Raw genomic sequence first — 24581 nt, forward strand, 5'->3', positions numbered from 1 at the left:
CTGAAGTGGAAAATAGACTCAGTAGGCTTGCTTCATTACCTGTACAGCCTACTGATTACTAAATAATTAAAGGTTAGTGCCCGTGGCCCGCAGCAAACGCTGGTAAGCCAGTTGTGCGTCGACGGTGGCGTTGATTACATTGAGTTGCGCCTGGAGCAGGAAGTTATTGGCCTCCAGCAGGTCAGTTGAGCCAACCAGGCCATTGCGGAACCGCGACTCGGTCAGGCGGTAGTTTTCGCGGGCCTGCACCACTGCCGTGCGAATTACGTTTTGCTGCTCTAGCGCGAGTTGATAGTTATTATATGCCGTGACCACTTCCGACCGGATCTGATCGGTTTGCTGCTGGCTTTGCAGACTCGCCTGATCAATGGCCGTTTTGGCGGTGTTCATCCGCCCTTTCAGGTTATACAGCGAGCCGATATTGTAACTCAGGCCGGCCCCCACGTTCCAGGCGCTTATAAACGAGTTGGCTTCGGGCACCAGGCGGGCCGTTGGGTTGATGTAGTTGTAGCCCGCCGATACACCAAAATGGGGGTACATGCTGCTCTTCGTATTTTGCAGTAACGCTTCCGCCGACTGAACGCGTAGGACATTTGCCTGCACTTCGGGACGTACCTGAACGGCCTGTGTCAGGAAGCTGCTCAAAGGCTCAATGGCCGCAACCGGGTTGGTCAGGGTGGTATCAACGGTAATCGGTTGGTCGTCGGGCAGGCCCACCAGCAGGTTGAAGTTGTACAGCGCCGTTTGCCGGGCTTTATCAACCTGTAGGCGGCTAAGTTGCAGGTTATTCTTCTGCAACTGAATCTTCAGTACTTCGTTGGCCGTTACAATGCCCTCTTTCTGCAAGTTCAGCGCATCGCGTTCCTTCTCATCAAACTGCCGGATACTCTGGTCGATGACGGTCGTTGACCGTACCAGCTTGACAATGTTATAATAGGCATCGGTTACCGTGTAGACCAGTTCCGACCGGTTGCGTTGTGCATCCAGCCGACTAGCTTTAGCCAGCAACTCCGCTGATTTTTCGGCCGATTTTTCGGCAAACCCGCCAAAGATTTCTTTGCTGATGGTCACGCCACCAATGGTCGCATTGAAGGCTCCGGCTGGGAGGCCAAACAGGGGTTTCCCGTCGCTGCCTTCGCCCATCGAAAACGGGCCTGTCAGGCTGTATCGCGAGTAGGCCAGCGAGGCGCTCGCCTGTGGCAGACTGCGGTCTCTGGTTTCCTGCGAGCGGGCCTCGGCGGCTAGTGTACGCGTGTCGGCTAGTTTGATGCCTTTGTTATTCTGTAGGGCCAGTTGAATAGCCTGGTTCAGCGGCATGGGCTGGGCGCTGCCCAATCCCACACTGACCAGCCATAGGCCAGCCCCTACTACATACTTCTTCATTGTATTCGGTATCTAATTTTATCCAGGAGTGTATTCATTAGCTGTACTTCCTCGTCGGTGAGGTGGCTCACCACCGATTCAAAGTCGCTGAATTCAAGGGCCACTTTTTCCACAAAGCGGTTGCTATCTTCGGTTAGGCGCAGATTCACCCGGCGGCGGTTTTGCGGGTCAACCTCCCGCACAATCAGGCTCTTGGCAATCAGGCGATCCGTGAGCCGGGTGATGTCTGAGTTTATTTCGGTCATCTTTTCCTTTAGCTCACCCGCCGTCAAACTGTCGGGGTAAACTTCGGAGAGGCGACGGAGAACGATATATTGCTGAACCGAAAGATCGAACGGGGCCAGTTTCTGAGCGAAGTGATTCATGATGTACCCGTCAGTCTTGTGCAGATTGGCGATCAGCCGGTGATAGTCGTTGCGATAATACTTATCCATAAGCCGGTAGGTGTTCGTATGAATAACTAATAGTTGTTTAAACGAATTTCGTTTAAACGAAATTTAATTGAATTTAAACCTGACCGAAGCGACGTGATTATGATTAAAGTATGACCGTATAATCACTCAATGATGTATATTCGGGAGGGTAACGGTTAATTACGAACGATGGACGTTATAGAGTAGCTAGTATCCATCGGCCACTGTCTGGTGGCCTTAGAGCAGGTGCGGTTTATTTGCCCATGCCTGACTCCGTATTATGGTTTTGTTTGAAGAAGAAGTTCGTGAGCTTGAGCGAAAAATCAGTGCGCATCCAACGGGTGGAACGGTCTTTTACGGTAGCTCGTCGATCCGGCTTTGGGCCACGCTGGAAGCTGATTTTCCGGAAGCCCAACCCATCAACATTGGGTTTGGCGGGGCCACGCTGGCGGCCTGTGCCTGGCACTTTGAGCGCCTTGTAGTGCCTGTTCAGCCCCACGCCCTGATTCTGTATGCGGGCGACAACGATCTGGCCGAAGGACGGCAACCGGAAGAAGTGTGCCTGTTTTTCTACGCGCTGGCCGAAAAAATCATCCATCACTTTCCCAACGTGCCTGTCACCTTTCTATCGATCAAGCCGAGTCCTGCCCGCTGGATACTTGTCGATCAGATTCGCACGGCCAATGCGCTGATTGCCGAAAAGATTAATGAATTGCCCAATTTTCAGTTTGTCGACGCCACACCGGTCATGTTAACCGGCGATGGACAACCGGAGCGTGAACTGTACGTCGAGGATGGACTGCACTTAAGCCCGTCAGGCTATGCTCGCTGGCGTGAACAGCTCATTTTACACGCTAATGCCTTCAAAAGCCCGGCGGCTGTACTCGTGTAGACCGAGCTATAGAGGCGCGTAAGCAGGACGCAGGGAAACCCTTGTGCTTCAGGTAAACTAGTTAACTGTAATTTTTCGGCGTAACCCCCTCGATGAGGGCTACGCCGAAAAAAATGGGTTAGCCGTTTAGCCGCTGAAGGCTCATCAATGCTTCACGCCCCGTATTCCAGCGGCGGATAATGTTGACCTCCCGAACAACGACAGGGTCTTTCGGGCAATCGGCCAATTCGAAATAATCCGTCATCCGGCCGGTCATATGACTAACAACCTCGTCGATCGGGCCGTACAGGATCAGGTCCGGTTGTTGCGTAGCCGTTTGAATTAGCGCGCGGGCAATCGAGGCCGTGTAGAATGCGCAATCGATATCCTGATGCCGAACGGGCACCCCATCGTGTAGTCGCTGCAAGTTTACACCACCGTCTTCGAGCCGGTCAGAAACGGGAGCCATGCCGGCTGGCTGTGGAAACACAGCATCGATCTTACGCTTGAACGAATCCCACCAGGGTGGCTTACCATTGGGTTTCAGGGTATCGCAAAAAATCAGGCGGTGCGGTTGATCGGGCGTTGCCGGGTTCATCAACAGCAGCGCAGCACCCAGATGGCGGTCATCTTCCGCGTGGCGGCGTTGCACTACAAAACAGCGCATCCGCAAATCACCCGCTTCCAGAAGCGCCTCAGTGGCCGTTTTGATGGCCCGCAATGATTCCTCCATATGCCCGTCGAGGATCACCTGAATCGGCAACTGGTCGGCCAGCAGGGCTTCCAGTTGCAACTGACGGCCCAAAATGGTTAATGCGGTGGCATCTGAGCGGCGGGTGCCGAAATAGTAGCCAATATCTTCCCGTACCTGATGGTCGGCGGGTAAATCGGACCAGCCAATGGAATCACCATGTGTACCCTGACGGCTGGTCGGACTGTAGCGGAAGGGTACTTCGCGGTGTTCGCGGTGAACGGCCAGGTTGTAAATGCGTTTTTCAAATTTGGCCAGCATAGGCTCATAGGCATCTGGCTCAAAATAAACAGACCGGCCCTGCCTGAGCAGATGAGCCGCAATAAGCGGCTGGTCGAGCAGTAGTTCGAGGGCGTCGTCGTGATGTTTGAAAAAGCTGCGCAGGGCACCTTCTTCGATAAAGGCCTCTGTCTCTTCGGCAATAGCAGCGTACCTGACAAAGTCGGTAAATGTGCCGGAGTTGCTGCCTGCATGGCTGGCTTTGGCGCTGTCTGCCACGGTGCCATTCTCGATCCACGCGCGCAGAAACTGCTTCACGGCCTCGTCGAACGCCTGGTTAGCCTCAATGGCTTGTTGTTTTGTTGTGTCGGTGTAATCGATTCGTTGGATATCCATCTGCTCCCCCCCGTTGGAGCTGATCGGAATGGCTACATTCATGTTACGGTCTTGCAGTGAGAGGTGTTGTCTGTCGATTTTGGCTATGGGGTAAAAATACTACAAATAAAACAGCCTATCATCTAACAAGATTCAATCATTTGTGAGTCAAACAATAATATTTTTCAACAAAAGACAACTAACTGATAATGAATGGTTTGTGTATGTGGTATACTGGTTCGACCGGGCGGTTTTTGCACGTTGGTACGCCACAGAAACCTATGCGCCATAAAACGCTGAAGTCAACAGGGTGAAAGCCAGCCTAACGGGCATCGTCAAGTATAACGGCTGTGCCATTGGCCGACACCATAAGCATGGTATTGTTGATGTTTTCGTAGTCCATATCAACGCCAATAACTGCATTGGCGCCAAGGCGCGTGGCCTGATCCATCATCTCTTTAATGGCAATGCTCTTAGCCTCGCGTAGTGCCTGCTCGTATGCGCCCGACCGCCCGCCGACGATGTCGGTGATACTAGCGAAAAAATCCTTGAGGATGTTGGCTCCGATGATTGCCTCTCCGTTGACAAGGCCGATATAAGTCGAAATGCGTTTGCCTTCGATGTTTGAAGTAGTGGTAACGAGCATAGCGTCTGTGTACAATATGGGCCAAATATAGAAGGTTTGACGTTTTGAGGTTTGCTGTTTGTGGTTTGAGGTTGCGCTGTTTATCTATAGTGTTGGTGGGATAAGCAGCGCAACCTCAAACTAAACTTCCCTATCCCGCAGTGCCGACCGTACCAGGTACGTTACTGCTACGTCGTTGCTGGTAAAAAAACGCATGAACCAATCCTCACGTAACCCCAACTGAGTCAGGATTTTCGCCTCTGACCATCCTTTTCTCTGGCCGTCCAGTGAACAGTCGACAATGCGTTGCAGGTGATCGATCTTGCGCTGAGTGGCTGCTTTGCCGCCTTTCAGCACAGGTTTATGCCCGCAAAACAAGGTGTCGAAATCCAGCGACAAGAGTTGTTTGGCGGCCTCGATCTGCTGGTAGATGTTTTCGCCCTGCCGAAAAACGCGGAGATTGCCTACGTAAAAGTCACCCGAAAAGAGCCAGCCTTCATCAGGCTCAAGCAACACATGGTGGTCATCGGAATGCCCGAGCGTGGCGATCGGTACAAAACGGTGGTGTTCCGTTTCAAACGCTTCGGGGAACGTACCCAGCACCTCAACGCCCACGGCTGCCGAGCAGGGCTCGATTGGCCCGAACCAGTAGTGTTCGTATGGAAGCAGGTGGTACGGTTGTTTAATAAGTTGGGCCGTCAGGGGGCCGCACCGCACCGGGCAGTTATGAGTCCGGGCCAGTGCCGCCGCATTGGCAGCATGATCTTCGTGAAAATGCGTCAGCGCAATCTGCCCGATCGGGTACGTGGCGTAGGTCTGCAGCACGTTGCGCTGCGTATGTCGTGAGCCTGTATCAATCAGCAATCCATCAATATAGTACGTCCAGACCGGAATGGGCCTTGGCCACGGCAGGCGCGAAAACCCAAACTGATGCCCCTCAACAGGACCATGACGGAGTGAATGCGTAACGTGAGTAGTCAATGATTGCTGTACTTGATGAGTAGTCTGTAAGTCAGAAAACACTAAGTCAGTTCCTTCTCCAGCATAATCGTTAAGCCGTGTTTACCTGGTTGGGTTCCTATGATCTGAAAGCCTTGGCGCAGGTTCATGATCAGCATGTCGCGCCACTGATTATAGGTGTGCGTGCGAACAGCAACGTACCCGGCCTGTTGGCAGGCTTCGTGCTGTAGCTGCATTAACGCGCCCGCAATGCCCCGCCCTCGATACGCCGGATCGACCCCGCCCAGCCAACTATAAAAAGTCCGTTTCGTCGCCGCTGCTTCGCCGGGTTTATCTGCTGTGAGGTGCCAGTCATAGCCGAGTTTACAACCTACAACCTGCCCGTCGGCCACAGCAAGGATCGTCTGAAAATCCAGATACGTAGTCGCTTTCTGCGTCAAATCGACCAGCCACGCCTCCCGCGACTGCGAAATAAACAGGCGAGATAGTATGTCCAGCAATTGGCCCAGCATGGGCTCAGGTGGCAAGCCACCATAGGTTTGGTAAGTAATCATGGGGAGGCGGCTACCACATCGCCGTTTAGGAAAACCTGTTTCAGTGCCCCGGTAGGAGCGATACGTTGCTGGTAACTTGCTCGTCGTAAAATTCGAAGATATACTCAGGGTCATAAGCTACTTCAAACTGTTGAAGCAGCAGGACGTACTCCTGACGAAACGTGCGTTTGAGATGATGTTGCTCCTGGTTAAGTACATACTGAATGACGTCTTTTACCTGAGATTGGCTATACGAAAACGCCCCGTACCCTTCTTGCTATGCAAATTGTTCAGCCCAGCCTTTATCCTTGATAAATCGAGTTGAGTTGGCTTTTACATCGCGTACCAAATTAGCGATCGTTAGTGTAGGTCCAAAACCAATGAACAACTGAATGTGATCGGGCATGGCATGAATTGCCATCAATTTGCCGCCCTTGTGCTGCACGATACCAGATATGTATTTGTGTAGTTCGTCTTTGTTAGCACTAGGAATGAGGTTTTACGGCCTTTGACGGCGAAAACGATCTGAACGTAAAGTGTAGATAGAAGGCATAAATGGGGCGTTATGGTAGAAGTGACCAAAATAAGCTAACCCCAACGGGTGGTATGTCAATAGCCAGGGTCGGGCTATCTATAGCATAGCCCCGTCGGGGCGGCATAGCAGGAGTAAACCCGCCTGCCGTATATTGTACCGATGGGGCTTCGGTGCGAATGACCTTAAATCTAGCTATTGACATACTACCCCGTTGGGGTTGTACCGTTCGCTCTAGTCACCTTTACGTGCCGTAGCTACGTACTATAGGTGCAACTGTGGCACGACTGTTATACTACAGCTCAGCCAGCAGTACGTTGGCGATGCTGAAGTACACACCAATACCGATGAGGTCGTTGGCTGTGGTAATGAACGGCCCCGAAGCAACCGCCGGATTGATACCGATCCGGTCGAGCAGGAGGGGGGTGATAGTGCCCATAAACGAGGCCAGCATCACCACGCTCAGGAGCGACAGCGCCACCACCGGAAACAGACGAGGCTCACCGATGAGTAAGGTATAACAACCCGCCATCAGGCCCACTACAGCTCCGTTCAGTAAGGCCAGCACGAGCGTGCGCAGCAGACGTTGTCCCAGCGAATAAGTCAACCCCGATGTGTCGGACAGGCTTTGCACGATCAGGGAGGCGGTTTGAATGCCGACGTTGCCGCCCGTTGAGCCGATAATAGGAATAAAGGCGGCCAGCGCGGCTACTTTCCCCAGTTCGCTCTGAAACCCGTTGATTACCGTGGCCGCCATCAGGCTACCGGCGGCACCGGCCACCAGCCACGGTAACTGCGCTTTGGCACGTACCCAGAGCGTGTCGTCTTCTTCTACTTCACCCGACAGACCCGAAATGGCCTGAATGTCATCTTCGGCCTGTTCGGTAATCACGTCGACCACGTCATCAATGGTGATCCGGCCCAGTAACCGGCCCTGTACGTTGACGACCGGCACTGAATCAAGGTCATACTTCTGCATGATCTCAGCCACCTCGGCCACAGGGCGGTAGGTCTCTACCGAAACGACGTCTTTCTCGTAGATGTCGGCAATCTTGGTGTACTTCCGCGACAGCACGATCTTCTTCAACGAGACAAAGCCGAGCAGAATACCCGCATCGTCGACCACGTAAACGGCGTACACCTTTTCAACGTCTTCGGCCTGTTGCCGAATTTCTTCAATGCACTGGTTGACGTTGGTGTTGACGTTGATCTTGATTAATTCCTTCTGCATCAGACCACCCGCCACGTCTTCGTCGTAGTGGAGCAGGTCGATGATGAACCGGGCCTGTTCCCGGTCTTCCATCAGGCCAATCACTTCTTCACGTACCTGAATCGACTGCTCATTGAGCAAATCCACGGCATCGTCGGAGTCCATCTCCTCAACGAAAGGCGCGAGGTCGGCTGAGGTAAACGACGCAATGAACCCGTCGCGAATCGAATCGTCGAGGTTGGCAATGATTTCGGCCCCAATCCCCCGGTCGACGAGGTTGAGCAGGTAACGGGCCGAATCGGTATTCAATTCGTACAGGATACCCGAAATGTCAGCCGGGTACAACTCCTCCATCTCGGCGCGAAGCATCACATCGTCGCCCGTATCGATCGCCGTCTGAATTCGGTCGAGGTAGTCTTTGGTTAGTTCAAACGTCACGGTGCAGAGTTGGTGAGCAAAGTATGTAACGGATTAACGCCCGATTCAGGTTGCCTGTTCCAGCGGATTGCTGGCTGTGGCTGTGTCAGCAACAAAAAGCCCGCCAACGTGATGCTGGCGGGCTTGTGTAAAGAAAGCTGGCTATTAGGCTTTCTTCTTGCCCTTACCCTTCGCAGGAATGGCAACCGGCATCTTCGACTGGTATTCGGTTACACCTTTGGCAATCGCATCTTTAAAGAACGAAAACGAGGCATCGCCCGACGTTTCACCCATTGCCAGGGCTTTTTGCGCTAAGGGCATCGCCTCGGCGAACTTGCCCATCTTGCCTAGAATCTGTGCTTTCAGCCACAAGTTGCGGTACGTTTCTTTGGCAGCAATTGCCTTATCGACGTACGACAGCGACTGCTCCAGGTTACGGCCTTTGCTCAGGTTATAGCTGGCAGCGGCAGTCAGTGTATTCACGTCGTCGGGCTTATCGGCAACGGCTTTGTCGACGGAAGCTGCGGCGTTGGCCGAGGTATTCGCCGCCAGGTTAGCTGAGGCCTTCACATCTGCCCACATGATGTCCATGGTGGCAGTGCTGTCAGTCACATTGTTGAAACCAATGGTGAAGGTTTCTACTTTCTGACCTGTTTTAGAAGGTGTCATGCTCACGCGCAGTACGTCGTTGTCCTGTTTGTAACTTTGCTCCGTTACGGCCATGTCTTTGCTGAAAATTAGCGTCCACTCGCTAGCGGCGGGGATCGACAAAACGGCGTATGAACCGGCTGCCAGTGACTTGCCATTCACCATCAGGTCGGTGGTGGTGGTAAAGGCAGTAGCGCCGTTGGCACCCGTCCGCCATACCGATCCGGTTGGTACGAACTCCGCCGTGAAGGGCGTACGGCCTTTCAGGCTGGGGCGTGAGTATTTCACGGTGACGTCTGTCACGCCGATTGTTTGCATAACGGTAGCGGCGGGACTAGGCGACGGCGTTCTGATCTGAGCAGTAGCCAGTTGCGCTACAAGCACCAGGCCAACGGCCGAAAGCATCATTTTTTTCATGGTACCGAGTGTATTTAGTCTGTTAGTTTCGCCACAAAATTAACCCGAAATCGTTGTGTATCGGTGTTGCCAATCAGGTTGATTTCGCTTAAGCAACCGCCTGGACACAATCATGCTATGACAGACTTACTCACGTTGCTCCGGCAACACAGCCCGGCCGATGCCAACGAGGGCGAGATGACCGCCCGCACTATTGCGTTTGTGGAAGCTAACCCAAACTGCTACGAGCGCTCATTGCTCGAAGGGCATATTACCGGGTCGGCCTGGATCACTTCGCCCGATGGCACGCAGGTGCTGCTCATTCATCACCGCAAGCTCGACCGGTGGTTTCAACCGGGCGGTCATGCCGATGGCGATCGCGATGTGGCGAATGTTGCCCTTCGCGAAGCTGAAGAGGAAACGCTGCTCCCCGATGTGAAACTGGTTAGCCCGGCTATTTTTGATGTCGATATTCACCCCATTCCGGCAAAGGGCAACGTACCTGAGCACCTGCACTATGACATCCGGTTTCTGTTTACGGCCAGCAGCGAAACGGCGTTGGGTGGTGAAAGCCGCGAGGTGAAAGGCATCCGCTGGCTGTCGCTCGACGAGGCCGAGCAGCTATCCGACTCCGAATCGATCAGTCGAATGATCCGGAAGAGCAGGCTTTCCCTGGCTAAAAACGGCTAACCCTCTCTATCGTACCAACTCGGCTGGTAATGCGCTGATACTACGTACCTGGATAGTCCGGTAGAATACCTCGGCCCCTTCAGACTGAAGCTGAATCTTGCCTTTGGTTAAGGGCTCACGTTTCCCGTTGACCAACTGGCTGGTGTGGGTCAGCATCATGTTGACTTTACCATTCAGCACGTGCAGACAGGTATCGCCCATACAGTATAGGTCAACTACGTTCCACTGGCCAGAGGGCTTTTCGATGTCTGGATTTTTGACGCACTGTCGACCGTTTGGTGTTCCATCCTGAAACGTAACGAAAGGCGCACCGGCCTGATACACGAATTTGCCTTTGTCATTCTTGCGGGCGGGAATGTCCGTCGCCACGTTCATCACGCCCCAGTAGTCGCCGGTATCACCTTCCTGAATCTGGTACTCGAACGATTCCATCCAGAGCATGGGGGTGCCGTGCTGGCCAACACTGTGGTAAAGCAACCCACTGTCGCGGGGTTGCCCAAGCTTGGGCGGCCATTGTAAAGAGCCCCATTTGAATTCCAGCCGAAGGTGATAGTTGCCGAAGTCAGCCAGTGTATTTATGCCGCCAAATGTTTCGCCCGAGATGCGTAGCGCTGGTTTACCGTCTACCGTTACCACCGAGAAGACATGCGACGGGTCGTTGTTCAGGCCCAGCGGCGCGGTTACAGTTGCCTTGTCTGTCGAATACGGTCGGTCAAGGTACGTTTCCCAGCCTGTCAGGTCTTTTCCGTTAAATAAAGATATCCAGGTGCCCTGTTGGCGGGCCGGTTGCGCCGAGACCGAAGTCATCGATAGAAGGCCCAGGCATACGAGTGTGAGCAGCAATTTCATGGGGCAGGGGTGTTTGGGCGGTGAGTGCATGCAGCAGGTACGGCTTCTGAACCTCTTACCTGTTCGGGACTGAGTAGCCTAAGGCCCGACGAACCAGAGTCTACTGCCTGCCTGCACCAACTTAGTTTGCCACCGGCTCTACCCGGAACCAGTCGAAGTCGGCGTAGCCCGAATCGTTGATCTGGCTGGTGCGGGTGCAGAAGAGCCCCACTTTAGCACCGATCCAGCGGCCCACTTCGGCCTGAAAGATGTCGCCCGTTTTGGTGAATGTTGTTCCGTCGAGGCTGTAGCTGAACTGGCATTTGGCGCCGCTGGTCACCTCAATGCGCAGGTAGATTGGCGCCGCATTGTTAACCTTAGTGATCACGGTCTCGTCTTCCGCCTTACCGTCCGATGCTTTTTTACAGACGTTGTAGACCAGCACGACCCCGTCTTTCTGACTTTTCAGCGCCAGGCTGGCGTAGCTCAGGCCCATGACGATCAGGCCGGCCTTTTCGTTGACCAGCTTCGTGTTCGGCGTGAAGGTGACTTTCGTGGTGGTCCTGAACGTTTCGGCCGGAAACTTCTGCAGCAGCAGGTTGGGTACGTCCCAGTAGTTTTTGGCCTCGCTGGGTACGTTGGCCGAGTATAACCGCAGGAAACCCTGGTTGCTGGTAGTGTGCCAAACGCCTTTCGGGTTTGCCTGCCACTGCCATTGCAGCCCCATCGTCGTCGCATTGAACTCGTCAGATTCGGGCGGGGTGGCTACTGGGTACGTTCGGCCCACAGCGGGTTTGCGATAAGTCAATACGGGCTCACCCTTGCCGTCACCGTCGGCATCGACACCAATGACCGGCCAGTTGTTTACCCATTTCATCGGTTGCAGGTGCACCACCCGTCCATAAGCGTCTTTATCCTGAAAGTGCAGGAACCAGTCTTCGGTGGTTTTGCCTTTGCCGGCCGTTACCCACGCGCCCTGATGTGGTCCGTTGATGGGTGTTTTGCCCTGGTCCATGACGACCTTTCGTTCGTAGGGGCCATAGATGTTTTTCGACCGTAACACCAGCTGCCAGCCCGTCGACACGCCACCGGCGGGTGCAAAGAGGTAGTAGTAGCCGTTGCGTTTATACAGCTTCGGCCCCTCGATTGTCGGGTCTTTTTCGTGGCCGTCGTACACGATAACGCCTTCATCGAGCACCTTCTGCCCATCGGCGCTGAGCTTCTTGATGGTCAGGATACTCTTGATACCCGCCCGGCTGCCCGCCCAGCCATGCGCCAGATAGACCTGGCCATTGTCGTCCCAGAAGGGGCAGGGGTCGATCAGCCCTTTGCCGCCTTCCACCAGTACCGGTGCTGACCACGGCCCGGCCGGATTGGTGGCTTTGGTGAGGTAAATGCCGAAATCAGGATCGGGATAGTAGAGGTAGAACTCGTTGTTGTGGTAGCGAATGGCGGGTGCCCACACGCCGTTGCCATGCTGTGTTTTCTCGAAATGCTCGAACGGAGGCTGGCGTTTCAGGGCGTGGCCAATGAGTGTCCAGTTCACCAGATCTCGTGAGTGCAGAATGGGCAGGCCGGGAATGGCGTCGAAGCTGGAGGACACCATGTAGTAGTCGTCGCCCGCCCGGCAAACGTCGGGGTCAGAATAGTCGGCGTTGAGGACCGGATTTTTGTACGTGCCGTTTCCCAGATCAGCCACCCATACGTTAGAGATGGATGCGGTTTTCGGAACAGGTGACTGAGCCAGCGCCGTAATGCCGAAGCAAGCGGTAAGTATGGAAAGAGGAAGGTAGTTCATTGAGGTAACCAGGCGGTTGAGCCTGAAAAAATGCTGGCGAGGGTGTAGCGTTTGGCTTCTTTGACGGATAGTTGTTTCGACCACGCTACTCGTTTAGCCTTGTCACTGCCGGGGCCGGTGCTGCCGTATTCGGCGTACAGGACCGTTTGTTCGTTGACGGGGTTGCGCCAGTTGTCCCAGCCCTCAGGAAGAATGTGGCTACCCATCGTGGTTCGGATGAAGATCGTCTTCGCGTTTGGTCGCCAGGGCCGACCCAGAAAGACCTTCGTTGCGGCGGGGTCGGCAAGCAGGTTACAGTCGAAGAAAACAAACCCGTAGCGTTGATAGCCAGGTGTGGCGGCAGCGGTGATGTACGAGTTGGTCAGGCTTTTGATGGTGCAGGACTGGAAAACGGCAATCGATTTTCCGAAGATGAAATCGGTGGTGCCTTCAACGGTGCAGTTGATGTAGTATTGGCGACTGCCTTCTGCGGCAGCATAGAGCGTATCCTGATTGCCGAGCAACACGCAGTTTTTGCAGACGAACCGATCGCCCTGTACGTGCAGGGCAACGGCTTGCCCCACGCGCCCGGCAGTGTTGCGGATAGTCAGGTTTTCGAGGATAATGTCCGGCGCATCGACCAGCACTACGTACGACGTGTAGGTGCTGAATTTAGTGTTGCCCGTAGCGTCTTTCCCACCGGGATACGCCTTGCCCGAATAGTCGTCGCCGGTGATGATGACGCCTTCTTTGCTCTCGCCAAGAATGTGAATGTTTGGTTTCCACGACGGTATAACGAGCTTTTCGGCATACACGCCGTTCCTGACATAGAGCGTGACACGTACCTGCGAATGGTCGCGGAAGGCGTTGACGGCTTCCTGAATGGTTTTGAACGAACCACTGCCATCCTGAGCTACGGTAAACGAAGCTGGGTACGTTGCCGATACCGGACTAGTGGTTTGGGCAACTCCAACGGTTGTCAGAGCCAGCAGACAAAGAACTAAAATGTATCTGGTCATTATGGGAATTGGGGTAATCGAGATCATTAGTGGGTTGCTGACGCGCTGTGTGGTGCTTCGCGAGCCAGGCCCTTCGACAGCAACGCAGAGCGCGTCAGCCATGCAGTACAGCACGCGGATGGTAGCGGCTTACTTCGCGGCGGATAATAGGAGCTGTTTTTCCTGGGCGCCCTGGCTGAATTCAGCTTTGGTCTGGGCCTTTGTCAGGTCGGTATTTGTGACACGGATCGCCTGACTACGTTCCCCTTTTACGGCGAAGAGCAGGTTGGTGGTGGCGTCATACCGGATTGTGTTGAAGAGCAGGTTACTGCTGTTTTCGATGGCAATGACGGGTTTGGTCGTTTCGGTGATCAACTGCACGTTATCGAGGCTGATCCCACTCGCATCGATCAGCTCAACGCCCTTTTCGGTTTGCAACACCAGGCCTGACATCGCAATGTTCTGCACGTTCATTTCGGGTAAACCGCGAATGAAGACGCCCTTTTTGGCGCCGTTGCACACGATGTTCTCGAACTTCATGTTCCGGAAAATCGGCGTGCCTTCGTTGACAACTGGCCGGTCGTCGCGGACGCCATCGGTAGCAAATTTGACGAAGTAATACATGTCGAAGAAGATGGCTTCCTGGGCGATGTCGTTCATGAAGATGTCTTTCGCGTAGATATGCTCGACCACGCCGCCCCGGCCCCGTACTGATTTGAAACGCAGTCCTTTGTCCGTCCCCATGAACGTGCAGTTCGAGACGAAGATATATCGTGCACCGCCGCTCATCTCACTGCCGACCACAAATCCGCCATGCCCGTTATACACGTTATTGTTGCGGATAATGCCGTTTTCGGTGGGCATACCGCGCTTGCGCCCTTCTTCGTCTTTACCCGATTTAATGCAGATAGCATCGTCGCCCACATCGAGCGTACAGCCTTCGATCAGGAAATTTTTGCACGACTCGATGTCCATGCCGTCGCCGTTGTGGGCGTATTCGGGGTTTTTAACGGTCAGGTTTCGCAGGGTCAGGTCCTGACACATCAGCGGGTGCAGGCACCAGGCGGCCGAGTTCTGGCAGGTGATGCCTTCCAGCAAGACCTTTTTGCAGTTGGTCAGCACCAGCAGGTTAGGCCGCAGCACGTCTTTCATATCGGCGAAATCCTGTGGCTTTTTGCCATCGGTGAGCAGCATACTCCGGTTTTCGACGCTGGCTTTTTTAAACTGCTCGCTGGGATACCAGGTTTTGCCGTCATCTTTCAACACCCCGCCCGACGCCAGTTTTTTCGTCCATTGGCCTTCTGTGAGTTGGCTTTTGTGCACGGCCCGCCACACATCGCCGTTGCCATCCAGAATGCCCTGCCCCGTAATGGCAATGTTCTCGAGGTTGATCCCCGAAATGGGCGACTGATTTCGGGCGGCGCGTTTCCCTTCGTATACCCCTTCCACAAGCGCATACTGGCTTTTATCGGTCGTAAAGAGTAGAGTGGCTGCCTTCTTCAGGTGTAGGTTGACGTTGCTTTTCAGCTCAATCGGACCGGTCAGCCACAAGCCGCCTGGGACCAGCACCACCCCGCCGCCTTTCTGGCTGCACGCCTGAATTGCCTTGTTTATGGCGCTGGTGTTCAGCGTAACGCCGTCAGGTTTGGCGCCGAACGTCAGTACGTTGACCGTATCTTTTCGGAACGTAGGCTGGGCAATTTTGGGCAGATTGCCCCAGCTATAGGTCGGGGCGGATTGCGCCGCTGCCGATAGGCTGGTTAGCGCCGACAGGGCGAGGCCGATAAAAAAAGGTTGACTCTTCATGGAGGTACGTGTTGGCTGGTTGTAGGGAACGTTGAGAAAAAGGTTGGCTTGCCAACGTACCTGTATTGATGCGTGTCGGCAAGCCAAAAGTAGTTAACGGGCGTTATGGACGAGTCGTGTTATTGGTGCTGACGCCTAACCCTTCGACCAGACATCGGCAACACCAGCAGAATTCATTCACAGCGCACATCGCTGCGTCCGCCTATTGGTAACCCGCGTTCTGGTTAAATTCTGATTTGTTGCTAATGGCATCCAACTGCGTTTGCGGAATTGGGCGGAGTACGTGGTGATCCTGAAGGTTTATCGTATTGTCTGGGCTATACGCCCGGATACGCTCAAGCAGTTTACCCGTGCGTTTCAGGTCGAACCAGCGCAGTTGTTCGCCGGCCAATTCGCGGGCGCGTTCGTCGAGCATGAAGTCGAGCGTCATCTGAGCCGCCGTTACCTGCATTGTGGCGGCTTTTCCTGCTTTAGCGGCCCGGGTACGTAGTACGTTGATATAATCGGCGGCGGCCTGTAGGTTACTCAGTTTCATCTGTGCTTCGGCGGCGATCAGATAGACTTCGGCCAGACGGATCACAAATACGTCGCGGGCGCTTTGCGCTTCGTTCAGGCTGGCGCGGGTAGGATCCATGAACTTCGACAGGCTGGGGTAGCGCAGGTTGTCTTTCACCGTTCCGTTGGCGTTGTAAATCTTGCTGCGGTCATACGTCTGGTATTTCCGCGTAGCCTCAAACGCATCGGGAATCTCCTTTTTGGTGCAGTAAACCGCCGTATCGCCGAGGGCCATTCCCGCCGGACGCGAGGTTGAATTGGCGAGCCACACCTGGTTGAATGAACCCTCGTACCGGGCGTCGTCATCGCTGTACAGATCGAGGAGGAAGCGGGTTGGCATGTAGCGGTTGAAGGGCCGTCCGTTCAGGATGTCGCGGGTCATGCCGGGACGATCGTCATACTTCATCAAGAACAGCAGGTGTCCATTGTTGCTGCCCCGGCCGTGTCCGTATGGGTTGAACGTGCTGTTCGCCAAATCGTTCAGGGCCAGATTGGTTGAGTAGTCGACCACGTAAATGGCTTCCTTCGTTTTCAGGTTGCTCATTTTCCAAAGGTCGGCGTAGTTCGTTTCCAGCTTATAGGCATTGCTGGTCAGTACCGCCTGTGCCATCTCCAGCGCTTCTTTGTTCATGTTCCGGGTGAGGTACATGCGGGCCAGAAACGCCTGGGCAGCGCCTTTCGTCGCTTTGCCATACTGAGGCTGTGTAACGGGCAGGTTGGTCGCGGCAAATTTCAGGTCCTCGAAAATCTGGTTGTAGATCGTTTCAACGGGTGTGCGGTTCGCAGTCGACACAATTCCGTTTGTTTCCTGGGTAGTGAAGTGAACGCCACCCCAGGTCTCAACGATATGCCAGTAGTAGAAAGCGCGCAGAAAGCGCAGTTCGCCTTCACGGATAGGCCGCAGCGTGGCTGATAGTCCCGCTTTGTCGATGCGGCTGATTCCCCCGTTACACAGGTTGACCGCGGCATAAAACTCCCGCCATTCGCTGCTTAGCGCGCCATTGCTGCCTTGCAGGTTCAGGTACTGGGTTAGATCGCGATACACCTCGCCGGAGCCACTCGTCCAGATATCGGTGCCGGTTTCGGCAATGTTGTAGCCTTCCTCTTTGCCATACCACCAGCGCTGATAGCTGTAGGCGGCGTTAACAAGCGTTTCGAAGCCTTCGGGGGTGGTATATACCGTTTCGGCGGTCAGGCCGCTGGGGTTGTACTCCTCCAGCACATCTTTACACGACGAGAGGGAGAGCAGAAGCAATGCCAGTAACCCCGTTTTTTTGAGCAATGAATTCATGATTGATACGACGTTTGGGATTAAAGATTGACGTTCAGGCCAAAGACATACAGCTTCGTCATGGGGAAGTTCTCGGAGCCGCCCCGCTCTGGATCGTAGTTCAGCTTGGTGAAGGTGTACAGGTTTTTACCCGTTGCATACAGCCGGATCCCCCGGATGACCTTCGACTTGAGGAAGCTCGCAGGTACGTTGTAGGCCAGCGTTATGTTCCGAATTCGGGCGTAGGTGCCATCCTGATAGCCAAGGGTCGACAGGTATTTCAGGCCGCCATTTTTGTTGGGCCGTGGGTACGCGTTCGTTGGATTTTCGGGCGTCCAGTAGTCCAGACCGGCGGTGCTGTTGCCAACACCCTGCTGATCGAAACGGGCTGACCGGTCGGAGTTGATCGTTTGGCCGACACGGGCGTAGAGGAAGAAATTCAGGTCGAAGCCCTTGTACTTGATCGTGTTATCGAAACCACCGCTCCATTTCGGGCGGGGTGTTCCCAAAATGATCCGGTCATTGACGGCGTCGATTTTGCCATCGCCGTTCTGATCACGCACCTTGATTTCGCCCGGTAGCTGGGTTGGCGACAATTTGGCGGCCAGGTCGGTTTCTGACGTCTGCCAGATACCCAGCTTTTCGTAATCGTAGAATACGTTGATGGGCGAGCCGATGAACCAGCCGTTGCCGATGTCGTTGCTACCGGTCACCAGTTCGGTGATGGCTTCTTTGTTCCGCGTAAAGGTCAGATTGCTGCTCCAGCTAAAGTGCTGGGTTTTGATGTTGGTACTGCCCAGCGTGACTTCAAGGCCCCGGTTACGGGTTTTGCCGATGTTCTGTTTCACGGTGGTGACGCCGGTTGTTGGCGGCAAGCCCCGGTCGAGCAGCAGATCAGAGGTACGGGTATCGTAATAATCGATCGAGCCATTGACCCGGCCGTTGAACAGCCCGAAATCGAGGCCCAGGTTTTGGGTGCTCGATAACTCCCAGCCAAGGGCGGCATTTCCTACGTTACGCGAGAACGTGTAGGCAGGCGCGGCCACTTCGTCATACCCAAAAGCAATGCGGGTCAGCGTGGTCTGTGTAGCATACGGGCCCGATGGGTCGTTCCCGGCAATACCGTAGCTAGCCCGGATTTTCAGGTCGCTCAGTCCGCTTATGTTTTGCATGAACGGTTCTTCAATGATTCGCCAGGCCACAGCTGCCGAGGGGAAGAAGGTCCACTTGTTGCCAGCGGCCAGTTTCGACGAGCCGTCTTCGCGGGCGGTCAGCGTAACCAGATAGCGATCGCGGAGGCTGTAGTTCAGGCGACCGGCAAACGAAACCAGGTCATTCTGCGCGTAGGCTGAGTTGATCTTGATTTCTTCGGTAGCGCTGCCGATCGAGTAAAAAAGCTGCGAAGGAAGCAACTGATTCACCCCCGACGCCGACGCGTTGTCTGATGTGTTTCCGAGGTAACTGGCAATTCCGGTCAGGGTGAAGGCATGTTGACCAAGGGTACGCTGGTAGGTCATCACGTTTTCCCAGTTGATGGTACGGCTGTTGCTGGTGTTGTAGGTAGCCAGTGATTTGCCCGTCAGCGAACGGTCGATCGATTTAGGCGACGAATAGGCACCATCACGCGCCGAGGCCAGGTTAACGCCCAGTGTAGAGCGTGCCGTAAAGCCTTTGAACGGTGTAACTTCCAGATAACCGTTGGTCAGGATACGCGTTGTGAGTACGTTGTTTTTGAATACGTTGGGCTGCTCATCGGATAGCGGGTTGGCTGTCTGCCCATCCAGCATGATGTAGTTGAAGTTGCCATTGGCATCATACAGCGACCCCAGCGGACTGATCTTGTTGGCCTGGTTCAGCGGGTCGCGCCGCACGCTCTGGTTGTAGTAGGTGAGCTGGCTTTGCAGGCCGATTTTCATCCAGTCGTTAATCGTGTAATCAACGTTGAGCCGACCGGTGTAGCGCGAAATCTCATCGAGTTTCAGAATGCCTTTCTCGTTGAAATAGTCGACCGATACGTACGATTTCAGGCGGTCGGTACCTGACCGGATGCCAACCTGATAGTTTTGCTGTAGTCCGTTATGAATCAGCGCGTCCTGATAGTCGGTCCAGATGTTGTTTTGCAGGGCATTGTACTCGGCTACGTTGGTAAAAATAGCCGGGTCGTCGGCCGGGCTTTTCCAGACACCGGCTGCGCGCCAGGCTTCCCGCTTGAAATCCCGAAAGGCGTTGATATCCATTGCCTTGGGGTACATGGTTACCTGCGAAATGCCCGAATAGGCGTTGAAGGAAATGTCGGCTTTACCGGCTTTCCCTTTTTTTGTCGTAATCAGAATAACGCCGTTGGCACCCCGCGATCCATAAATGGCGATCGACGAGGCATCTTTCAGCACGTCCATCGTTTCGATGTCATTGGCGTTGATATCTTCCAGGTTGCCGTACTGCACCCCGTCTACGATAATCAACGGCGCGTTGTTACCACCGATCGACCGGTTACCACGAATCGAGATGTTGACCCGCGCCCCGGCCTGACCGCTGCTCCGCGTGATGTCGGCCCCGGCAATTTTACCCTGGGCGGCTTCGAGCACGTTGGCGGTCGGCACTTCTTTCAGCTGCTCACTTTTGAGCTGAACCACCGAACCCGTCAGGTCCTTTTTCCGCACCGAACCATAGCCGATCACCACGACTTCGTCGAGCGAACTAACGTCGGGTACCATCGAGATATTGAGGTTGGTCTGGTTGCCCACAGGTACGTCCTGACTTTGGTAGCCCACAAATGAGAACGTCAGAATCACACCGTTTCCATCAGGAATCGTTAGCTTAAAAAGCCCGTTGGCATCGGTGGTCGCGCCCCGGTTCGAGCCTTTGATGATCACGCTGACACCGGGCAGCCCCGTGTTCTTCTCATCAGTTACCTTACCCGTCAGCGTCTGGTCTACCAGTTCCGATTTCAGCGGGCTGGGTTCGGTGCGCGCATCGGCGGACTTGTTAATCCGTGACAGAATGATCTGACGGTCAGATAGATTGTAGGTGAGCTGGTTGGGTCGGAGTATGGTTTCCAGCACGTCATCCAGCGATTTCCCTTTTACCGACATGGTTACCGGCCGGCTGTCCTGGATCAGGTCGGCCCGGTACAGAAACTTCACGGTTGCCTGTTTCTCGATCAGTTGAAAAACCTTTTTCAGGCTTTGTTCACGTACCTGAATCGAGATGGGCTGGTGAAGCAATTCCTGGGCACTCCCCTTGTGTGCCAGAGCAAAACTACCCCCCAGTATAATCAGCAATAGCTGGGAAATGGATATGCGCATAAGCTGGACCACGAACGAATCGTATCGTAGTGTTTTTTTCATAGTTTTAAACTGTCTTTGGTTAGCTCACTAATTGAAAGGCAAAAAACTCCCAGGTGCCAGTTCCATCCGGGACTGGCGATAAACGATGGCAATCGGTTCGGGAGGTAATCAGGAAGGTCGGTTATGTTGACGCATAGCTGGCCTTTTTTTGGTTGTCAGGGCAGGTGTACAGGCATAGGCGATCAGATGAGTTAAGGGTTAAGGAGTGGTACAGCCTTTGGCTGAAATGACAATCCGGGTGTCGATGACTTCGTAGGTCGCATCCAGACCCTGGCAGAGCAAGCGGATCTTCTCGAACAGCGGCTCGTTGGTGAGCGAAGCCGTCAGCCGACAAGCTTTCAATAATTCATTGTCGTAGACGATTTCTACCCCGTAAGCTTTTTCCAGCGCATTGAAAATGGCAGGCGCGGGTGTTTCGTCAAACTCGAAGGAAGTCGTTGGTGGCACCGTTGGCAACAACGCCGGCTGATCGACCAGCGACTTGGCCAACTGCTGATTGTCGCGGGTAAACGTGATCTGTTGATTAGCCGTCACCACCAGTCCGCCAACTACGGGGCTTGTTTGCTTTTCGGCACGCTGTGGGTCGTTATGCGCAAACACCGCCACCCGTCCCGTGCGTACATCTACCGTGATCTGCCGGTCGCTTTCGGGGGCGTTAATTGTGAAGCTGGTGCCCAGCACTTTAGTCACCAGTTCATTGGCGTACACCAAAAATGGCTGATCGGGTTTACGAACAACCTCGAAAAAAGCTTTTCCTGATAAGTACACTTCCCGGCGAGCCAGCTTGTTGAACGTTTTTGGAAAGCTGATGCGACTGGCCGGGGCCAACCGGATGGTGCTGCCATCGGGCAGGTGAACCAATCTGGAAGTCGATTCTGTGTTGACAACTTCCTGTAACGCCAGCGGCGATTGATCGACCAGTTGACTATACGTTAGGGTCGCCGAACGCTGTTTCGTGTACCACAGGCTGCCGACCAACAGCAACACAGCTACCGAAGCCGCCGCCGCCCAGTAGCGCCAGGTACGTTGGGTATGTAAGGGTTTGACGGGCGTTTCGGCCGATTGCTCAATGGACTGCTCTACGGTTTGCCACATCTGCCCAACCTGCTCATCGGTGGGCGTAACGACGGGTAATGTAGCCGTTGCCTGAATGATCGTCCGCGCCCGATCGATTGCAGGGCCTTGCTCTGGATGGGTGCGTAAAAAATCACGCCAAAACAGGTCATTTTTCCCGGTCATGATCCAATCGACAAAGTCGTTGTCTAGCAAAAAATCGTCAAGTCCGTAGTGCGCGTAGTTCATTCCTATCAAATTCTGCTGGGGGAGCCGGAGCACCCTGATGGCAATTTGATAGTACTAAAGGGAGAAAAAGTAGTTTTAACTCAGTAGTACGAGAAATAATTTCGCCGGATAATGTAAGTGGGCCGGGTAAAGTGGCAGGTAGCTATTCCTGAGCAGCCCTGCCCGCTTCGACCAACGGAGGGCTCCGTGTCAACTAATCAGCATCCACAGCACAGCAGCCATAAACAGGCCGAACAGTTCGCGTAGCTTTTTGATGGCCCGTTGAACGAGGTTCCGCACCGACTGCTCATTCATCTGCATGATGGCCGAAATCTCATCCCAAGAAAAATTGTCGAAAAAGCGGAGCCGGATGGCCTCGTACTGGCGGGGCGGGAGCTGAGGAAGCACCTGTTGAAGCCGATGCAGATCAAGGCCCTGTTGTTCCTCTAGGATGTAATCGGTTTCGTGTGAAGGCGTCAGAAACAGCGATGATGCCGTGACAAACTCGCTGACAGCTATTGTGTGCTGACCCGATTCGATGCTTTCGTGAATGCGCCGGCGAAGCGACCGGTACAGGTAAAATTTGACAGACGTAGTAGCCGAGAGGTTGGCCCGAAGCCGCCACAGGTCAATAAACAATTCCTGAATGGCATCCTGCACCAGGTCGGCATCAGCGGCCATATGGAACCCGTAATTGTATAGCACCCTTACATAACGCGTATACAAAAGGGCAAACGCCTGCCGGTCGCCTTGTCGAAAGTCGTCCCATAAGTGGCTGTCGGTAGCGTTTGGATCTAAAGCATCTGTCGACATCGGCTGGTTGGCGCGGAATCTATGTTAAAGGTATACTCAAGTTGATAGTATACGAAGAATAATCAGACTTTATCCGGTACCAGTCGAAAGCTTTTCAGTGGCGATAGCGGGTACATCACCCGGGCGTTAGGGGAATTAGCCCGGAGGGGAAAAGGCTAGGTACAGCCACCCGGTCTGCTGCGTGACTGAGCAGGTGAACGAGCCCCGGCATGGATGGGGTGTCTGTCCTGCAAACTGGCCCGGTGGCCAACGTACCCAGACTGGCAGGGCCGAGTCAATTAAATTCCAATCGAATTCTAATAAGCAAATATTATTTGGCGAAATGGCCAGTTGGGTAACAATCGGGTAGTTACTGCTTCCTGCTACCAAACATTTTTCTGGTACAAATTCTATTGGCCGAACGACAGAAACGCGCCGAATCTGGCGCTGAAACAGAGGTCTTTGTGGGTGTGTTTGACCATATAGACGACCGCTTACTTTTGTCGACAACAAAACCACAGGAAATCATGAAAAAGGTAACCACACTGTTAATAGGCCTCTGCCTGTTGGCCTATAGCCTGCCCACTAAGGCGCAGGAGGAAGAGCGGCAGCGGAAAGATCATACTTACTCGACCCACAACTACAAACACCCCAACAAAGCAGCCGCTGCCCGTCGTTGGGAAGAGAAAGAAGGGGTAGCAGTCGAAACGCCGTCGCGCCTCTCGCGCCGCGATAACCGGTCGGCAAACTACAAAACCCAGTTGCCCTTCCAGCAGCCGGTTGGTGGCGTAACCGTTCCGCACCGGCTGGACGAGGACGTGGCCAATCGAAACTACAAGATGCAGAAGCCATCCATTGGCTCGGGTCAGGATGGGTCGATCGCCCGGAAACGTGCGAAGCAGGCGGAGGATACTACTACCACGCCAGGCAATTAAGTCTATAAAAACCACCTTCGGGTGGTTTTTTAGTTACCAGCTTATCAACCAAACTCAATCGGTATGAATCGCTTACAGGGAAAACGAATCGTGATTACAGGAGGCTCAGGCGGCATTGGCTCGGCGGCCGCCCAACTGTTTCTGACTGAAGGCGCCAGCGTGCTGCTGGTCGATCTTGACGAGGCCAGGCTTAAGGAAACGACTGAGCGGCTGGTTGGACGGGTATTTTACTACCGGGCCGACGTGACCAATGCCGCTGACGTGCAGGGGTATGTACAGGCGGCTAAAGAGAAGTTAGGCGGTATCGATGTCTTCTTCAACAACGCGGGTATCGAAGGGAAAGTAGTGCCCTTGACGGAGTACCCCGAAGACCTGTTTCGGAAAGTGCTCGACGTAAACGTGATGGGGGCCTGGCTGGGTCTGAAATACGTGATGCCGGTAATGCAGGAGCATGGTGGAGGCAGCATTATCATTACCTCGTCGGTAGCCGGACTGTCGGGCACCCCCAACGTATCGGCCTACGTGACGAGCAAGCATGCCGTTGTGGGGTTGATGAAAGTAGCTGCCCTGGAAGGAGCCGCCCACAATATCCGCGTGAACACGGTGCATCCCTCGCCGGTCGATAACCGGATGATGCGGTCGCTGGAAGAAGGCTTCGCGCCGGGTCAGGGAACGGCCGCGCAGAAGCAGTTTGCCGACGCGATTCCGCTGAAACGCTACGCCAGGGAAGAAGACGTAATCAACCTGGTGCTGTTTCTGGCCTCCGATGAGTCCGCGTTCATCACCGGTGGCCAATACACCGTCGACGGCGGCATGGCTGCGCTGTAGAGGTCTTTACCAAGTGAGGCCAGGGATTCCGGTAACTGAATTTTTGGGTCAACCGGACTGATGCCGGTACCGACTCGCTCGCCGAAATCTCCGGCCTCACATGCTGAAAACGCTGTACTTTTACAGGTAAATCAACGTGCT

The 24581-nt window shown here is 54.2% G+C and carries 20 protein-coding genes and 1 pseudogene; 4 read left to right on the forward strand and 17 right to left on the reverse strand.

Going from position 1 to position 24581, the window contains the following annotated elements; all coding sequences use genetic code 11:
- Positions 1-66 precede the first annotated feature (66 nt).
- Together F7231_RS00065 and F7231_RS00070 are read right to left on the reverse strand one after the other, a co-directional pair.
- The gene (locus F7231_RS00065) at positions 67-1383 is read right to left on the reverse strand and encodes a TolC family protein (RefSeq protein ID WP_166690467.1); all 1317 of its coding nucleotides are present in this window, start codon (positions 1381-1383) and stop codon (positions 67-69) included.
- Positions 1380-1817 (reverse strand): MarR family winged helix-turn-helix transcriptional regulator, encoded by a 438-nt coding sequence (locus F7231_RS00070; RefSeq protein WP_085410629.1) that lies wholly within the window; start codon positions 1815-1817, stop codon positions 1380-1382. The genes F7231_RS00065 and F7231_RS00070 overlap by 4 nt, the downstream gene beginning before the upstream one ends.
- Positions 1818-2076: 259 nt before the next feature.
- Between F7231_RS00070 and F7231_RS00075 the strand changes: the two genes are divergently transcribed.
- The gene (locus tag F7231_RS00075; RefSeq protein WP_085410628.1) at positions 2077-2688 is read left to right on the forward strand and encodes a GDSL-type esterase/lipase family protein; all 612 of its coding nucleotides are present in this window, start codon (positions 2077-2079) and stop codon (positions 2686-2688) included.
- Between the two features lie 118 nt (positions 2689-2806).
- Here F7231_RS00075 and F7231_RS00080 read toward each other — a convergent pair whose 3' ends face one another.
- The 7 genes and pseudogenes from F7231_RS00080 to F7231_RS00110 all read right to left on the reverse strand — a co-directional run bounded on the left by F7231_RS00080 (position 2807) and on the right by F7231_RS00110 (position 9354).
- Positions 2807-4075 (reverse strand): hypothetical protein, encoded by a 1269-nt coding sequence (locus tag F7231_RS00080; RefSeq protein ID WP_229365006.1) that lies wholly within the window; start codon positions 4073-4075, stop codon positions 2807-2809.
- Positions 4076-4334: 259 nt separating this feature from the next.
- Entirely contained in the window at positions 4335-4658 is a 324-nt protein-coding gene (locus tag F7231_RS00085) for a YbjQ family protein (RefSeq protein ID WP_085410627.1), read from the reverse strand.
- A 120-nt stretch (positions 4659-4778) separates the two neighbouring features.
- Positions 4779-5618 carry an MBL fold metallo-hydrolase gene (locus F7231_RS00090; RefSeq protein WP_166690468.1) on the reverse strand — a complete coding sequence of 280 codons (840 nt, stop codon included), beginning with the start codon at positions 5616-5618 and terminating at the stop codon, positions 4779-4781.
- Between the two features lie 41 nt (positions 5619-5659).
- Positions 5660-6151: a GNAT family N-acetyltransferase gene (locus F7231_RS00095; RefSeq protein ID WP_166690469.1), complete on the reverse strand. Its 492-nt coding sequence runs from the start codon at positions 6149-6151 to the stop codon at positions 5660-5662.
- Between the two features lie 40 nt (positions 6152-6191).
- A pseudogene (locus F7231_RS27880) lies at positions 6192-6697 on the reverse strand (transposase).
- A 260-nt stretch (positions 6698-6957) separates the two neighbouring features.
- Positions 6958-8310, reverse strand: a complete 1353-nt coding sequence (gene mgtE, locus F7231_RS00105; protein ID WP_166690470.1) for a magnesium transporter — start codon at positions 8308-8310, stop codon at positions 6958-6960.
- A 144-nt stretch (positions 8311-8454) separates the two neighbouring features.
- On the reverse strand, positions 8455-9354 hold the full coding sequence (locus F7231_RS00110; RefSeq protein WP_085410623.1) for a DUF2911 domain-containing protein: 900 nt from the start codon (positions 9352-9354) through the stop codon (positions 8455-8457).
- Between the two features lie 117 nt (positions 9355-9471).
- Here F7231_RS00110 and F7231_RS00115 point away from each other — a divergent pair, with 117 nt between their 5' ends.
- Positions 9472-10023: an NUDIX hydrolase gene (locus tag F7231_RS00115; RefSeq protein WP_166690471.1), complete on the forward strand. Its 552-nt coding sequence runs from the start codon at positions 9472-9474 to the stop codon at positions 10021-10023.
- 6 nt (positions 10024-10029) lie between these two features.
- Here the strand turns inward: F7231_RS00115 and F7231_RS00120 are convergent, their stop codons facing one another.
- From F7231_RS00120 to F7231_RS00155, 8 genes are all read right to left on the reverse strand, one after another.
- Positions 10030-10872: a 3-keto-disaccharide hydrolase gene (locus tag F7231_RS00120; RefSeq protein WP_166690472.1), complete on the reverse strand. Its 843-nt coding sequence runs from the start codon at positions 10870-10872 to the stop codon at positions 10030-10032.
- A gap of 121 nt (positions 10873-10993) precedes the next feature.
- Positions 10994-12649, reverse strand: a complete 1656-nt coding sequence (locus F7231_RS00125; RefSeq protein ID WP_166690473.1) for a glycoside hydrolase family 43 protein — start codon at positions 12647-12649, stop codon at positions 10994-10996.
- Positions 12646-13647 carry a pectinesterase family protein gene (locus F7231_RS00130; RefSeq protein ID WP_166690474.1) on the reverse strand — a complete coding sequence of 334 codons (1002 nt, stop codon included), beginning with the start codon at positions 13645-13647 and terminating at the stop codon, positions 12646-12648. Before F7231_RS00130 ends, F7231_RS00125 begins: the two co-directional genes overlap by 4 nt.
- Positions 13648-13776: 129 nt before the next feature.
- Positions 13777-15432, reverse strand: a complete 1656-nt coding sequence (locus tag F7231_RS00135; protein WP_166690475.1) for a glycoside hydrolase family 28 protein — start codon at positions 15430-15432, stop codon at positions 13777-13779.
- Between the two features lie 202 nt (positions 15433-15634).
- A complete protein-coding gene (locus F7231_RS00140) occupies positions 15635-17278 on the reverse strand; it encodes a RagB/SusD family nutrient uptake outer membrane protein (RefSeq protein ID WP_166690476.1) in 1644 nt (547 codons plus the stop codon).
- Between the two features lie 20 nt (positions 17279-17298).
- Complete coding sequence (locus tag F7231_RS00145; RefSeq protein ID WP_166690477.1) at positions 17299-20604, reverse strand: TonB-dependent receptor; 3306 nt, start codon at positions 20602-20604, stop codon at positions 17299-17301.
- A 198-nt stretch (positions 20605-20802) separates the two neighbouring features.
- On the reverse strand, positions 20803-21906 hold the full coding sequence (locus tag F7231_RS00150; RefSeq protein ID WP_166690478.1) for a FecR family protein: 1104 nt from the start codon (positions 21904-21906) through the stop codon (positions 20803-20805).
- 189 nt (positions 21907-22095) lie between these two features.
- Positions 22096-22698 (reverse strand): RNA polymerase sigma factor, encoded by a 603-nt coding sequence (locus F7231_RS00155; protein ID WP_085410614.1) that lies wholly within the window; start codon positions 22696-22698, stop codon positions 22096-22098.
- A gap of 506 nt (positions 22699-23204) precedes the next feature.
- Between F7231_RS00155 and F7231_RS00160 the strand changes: the two genes are divergently transcribed.
- Entirely contained in the window at positions 23205-23612 is a 408-nt protein-coding gene (locus F7231_RS00160; protein WP_229369529.1) for a hypothetical protein, read from the forward strand.
- 63 nt (positions 23613-23675) lie between these two features.
- Entirely contained in the window at positions 23676-24440 is a 765-nt protein-coding gene (locus F7231_RS00165; protein ID WP_166690479.1) for an SDR family NAD(P)-dependent oxidoreductase, read from the forward strand.
- Positions 24441-24581 lie beyond the last annotated feature (141 nt).

The sequence above is a fragment of the Fibrivirga algicola genome (genome assembly GCF_011742925.1).
In the GTDB taxonomy this organism is placed as follows: domain Bacteria; phylum Bacteroidota; class Bacteroidia; order Cytophagales; family Spirosomataceae; genus Fibrella; species Fibrella algicola.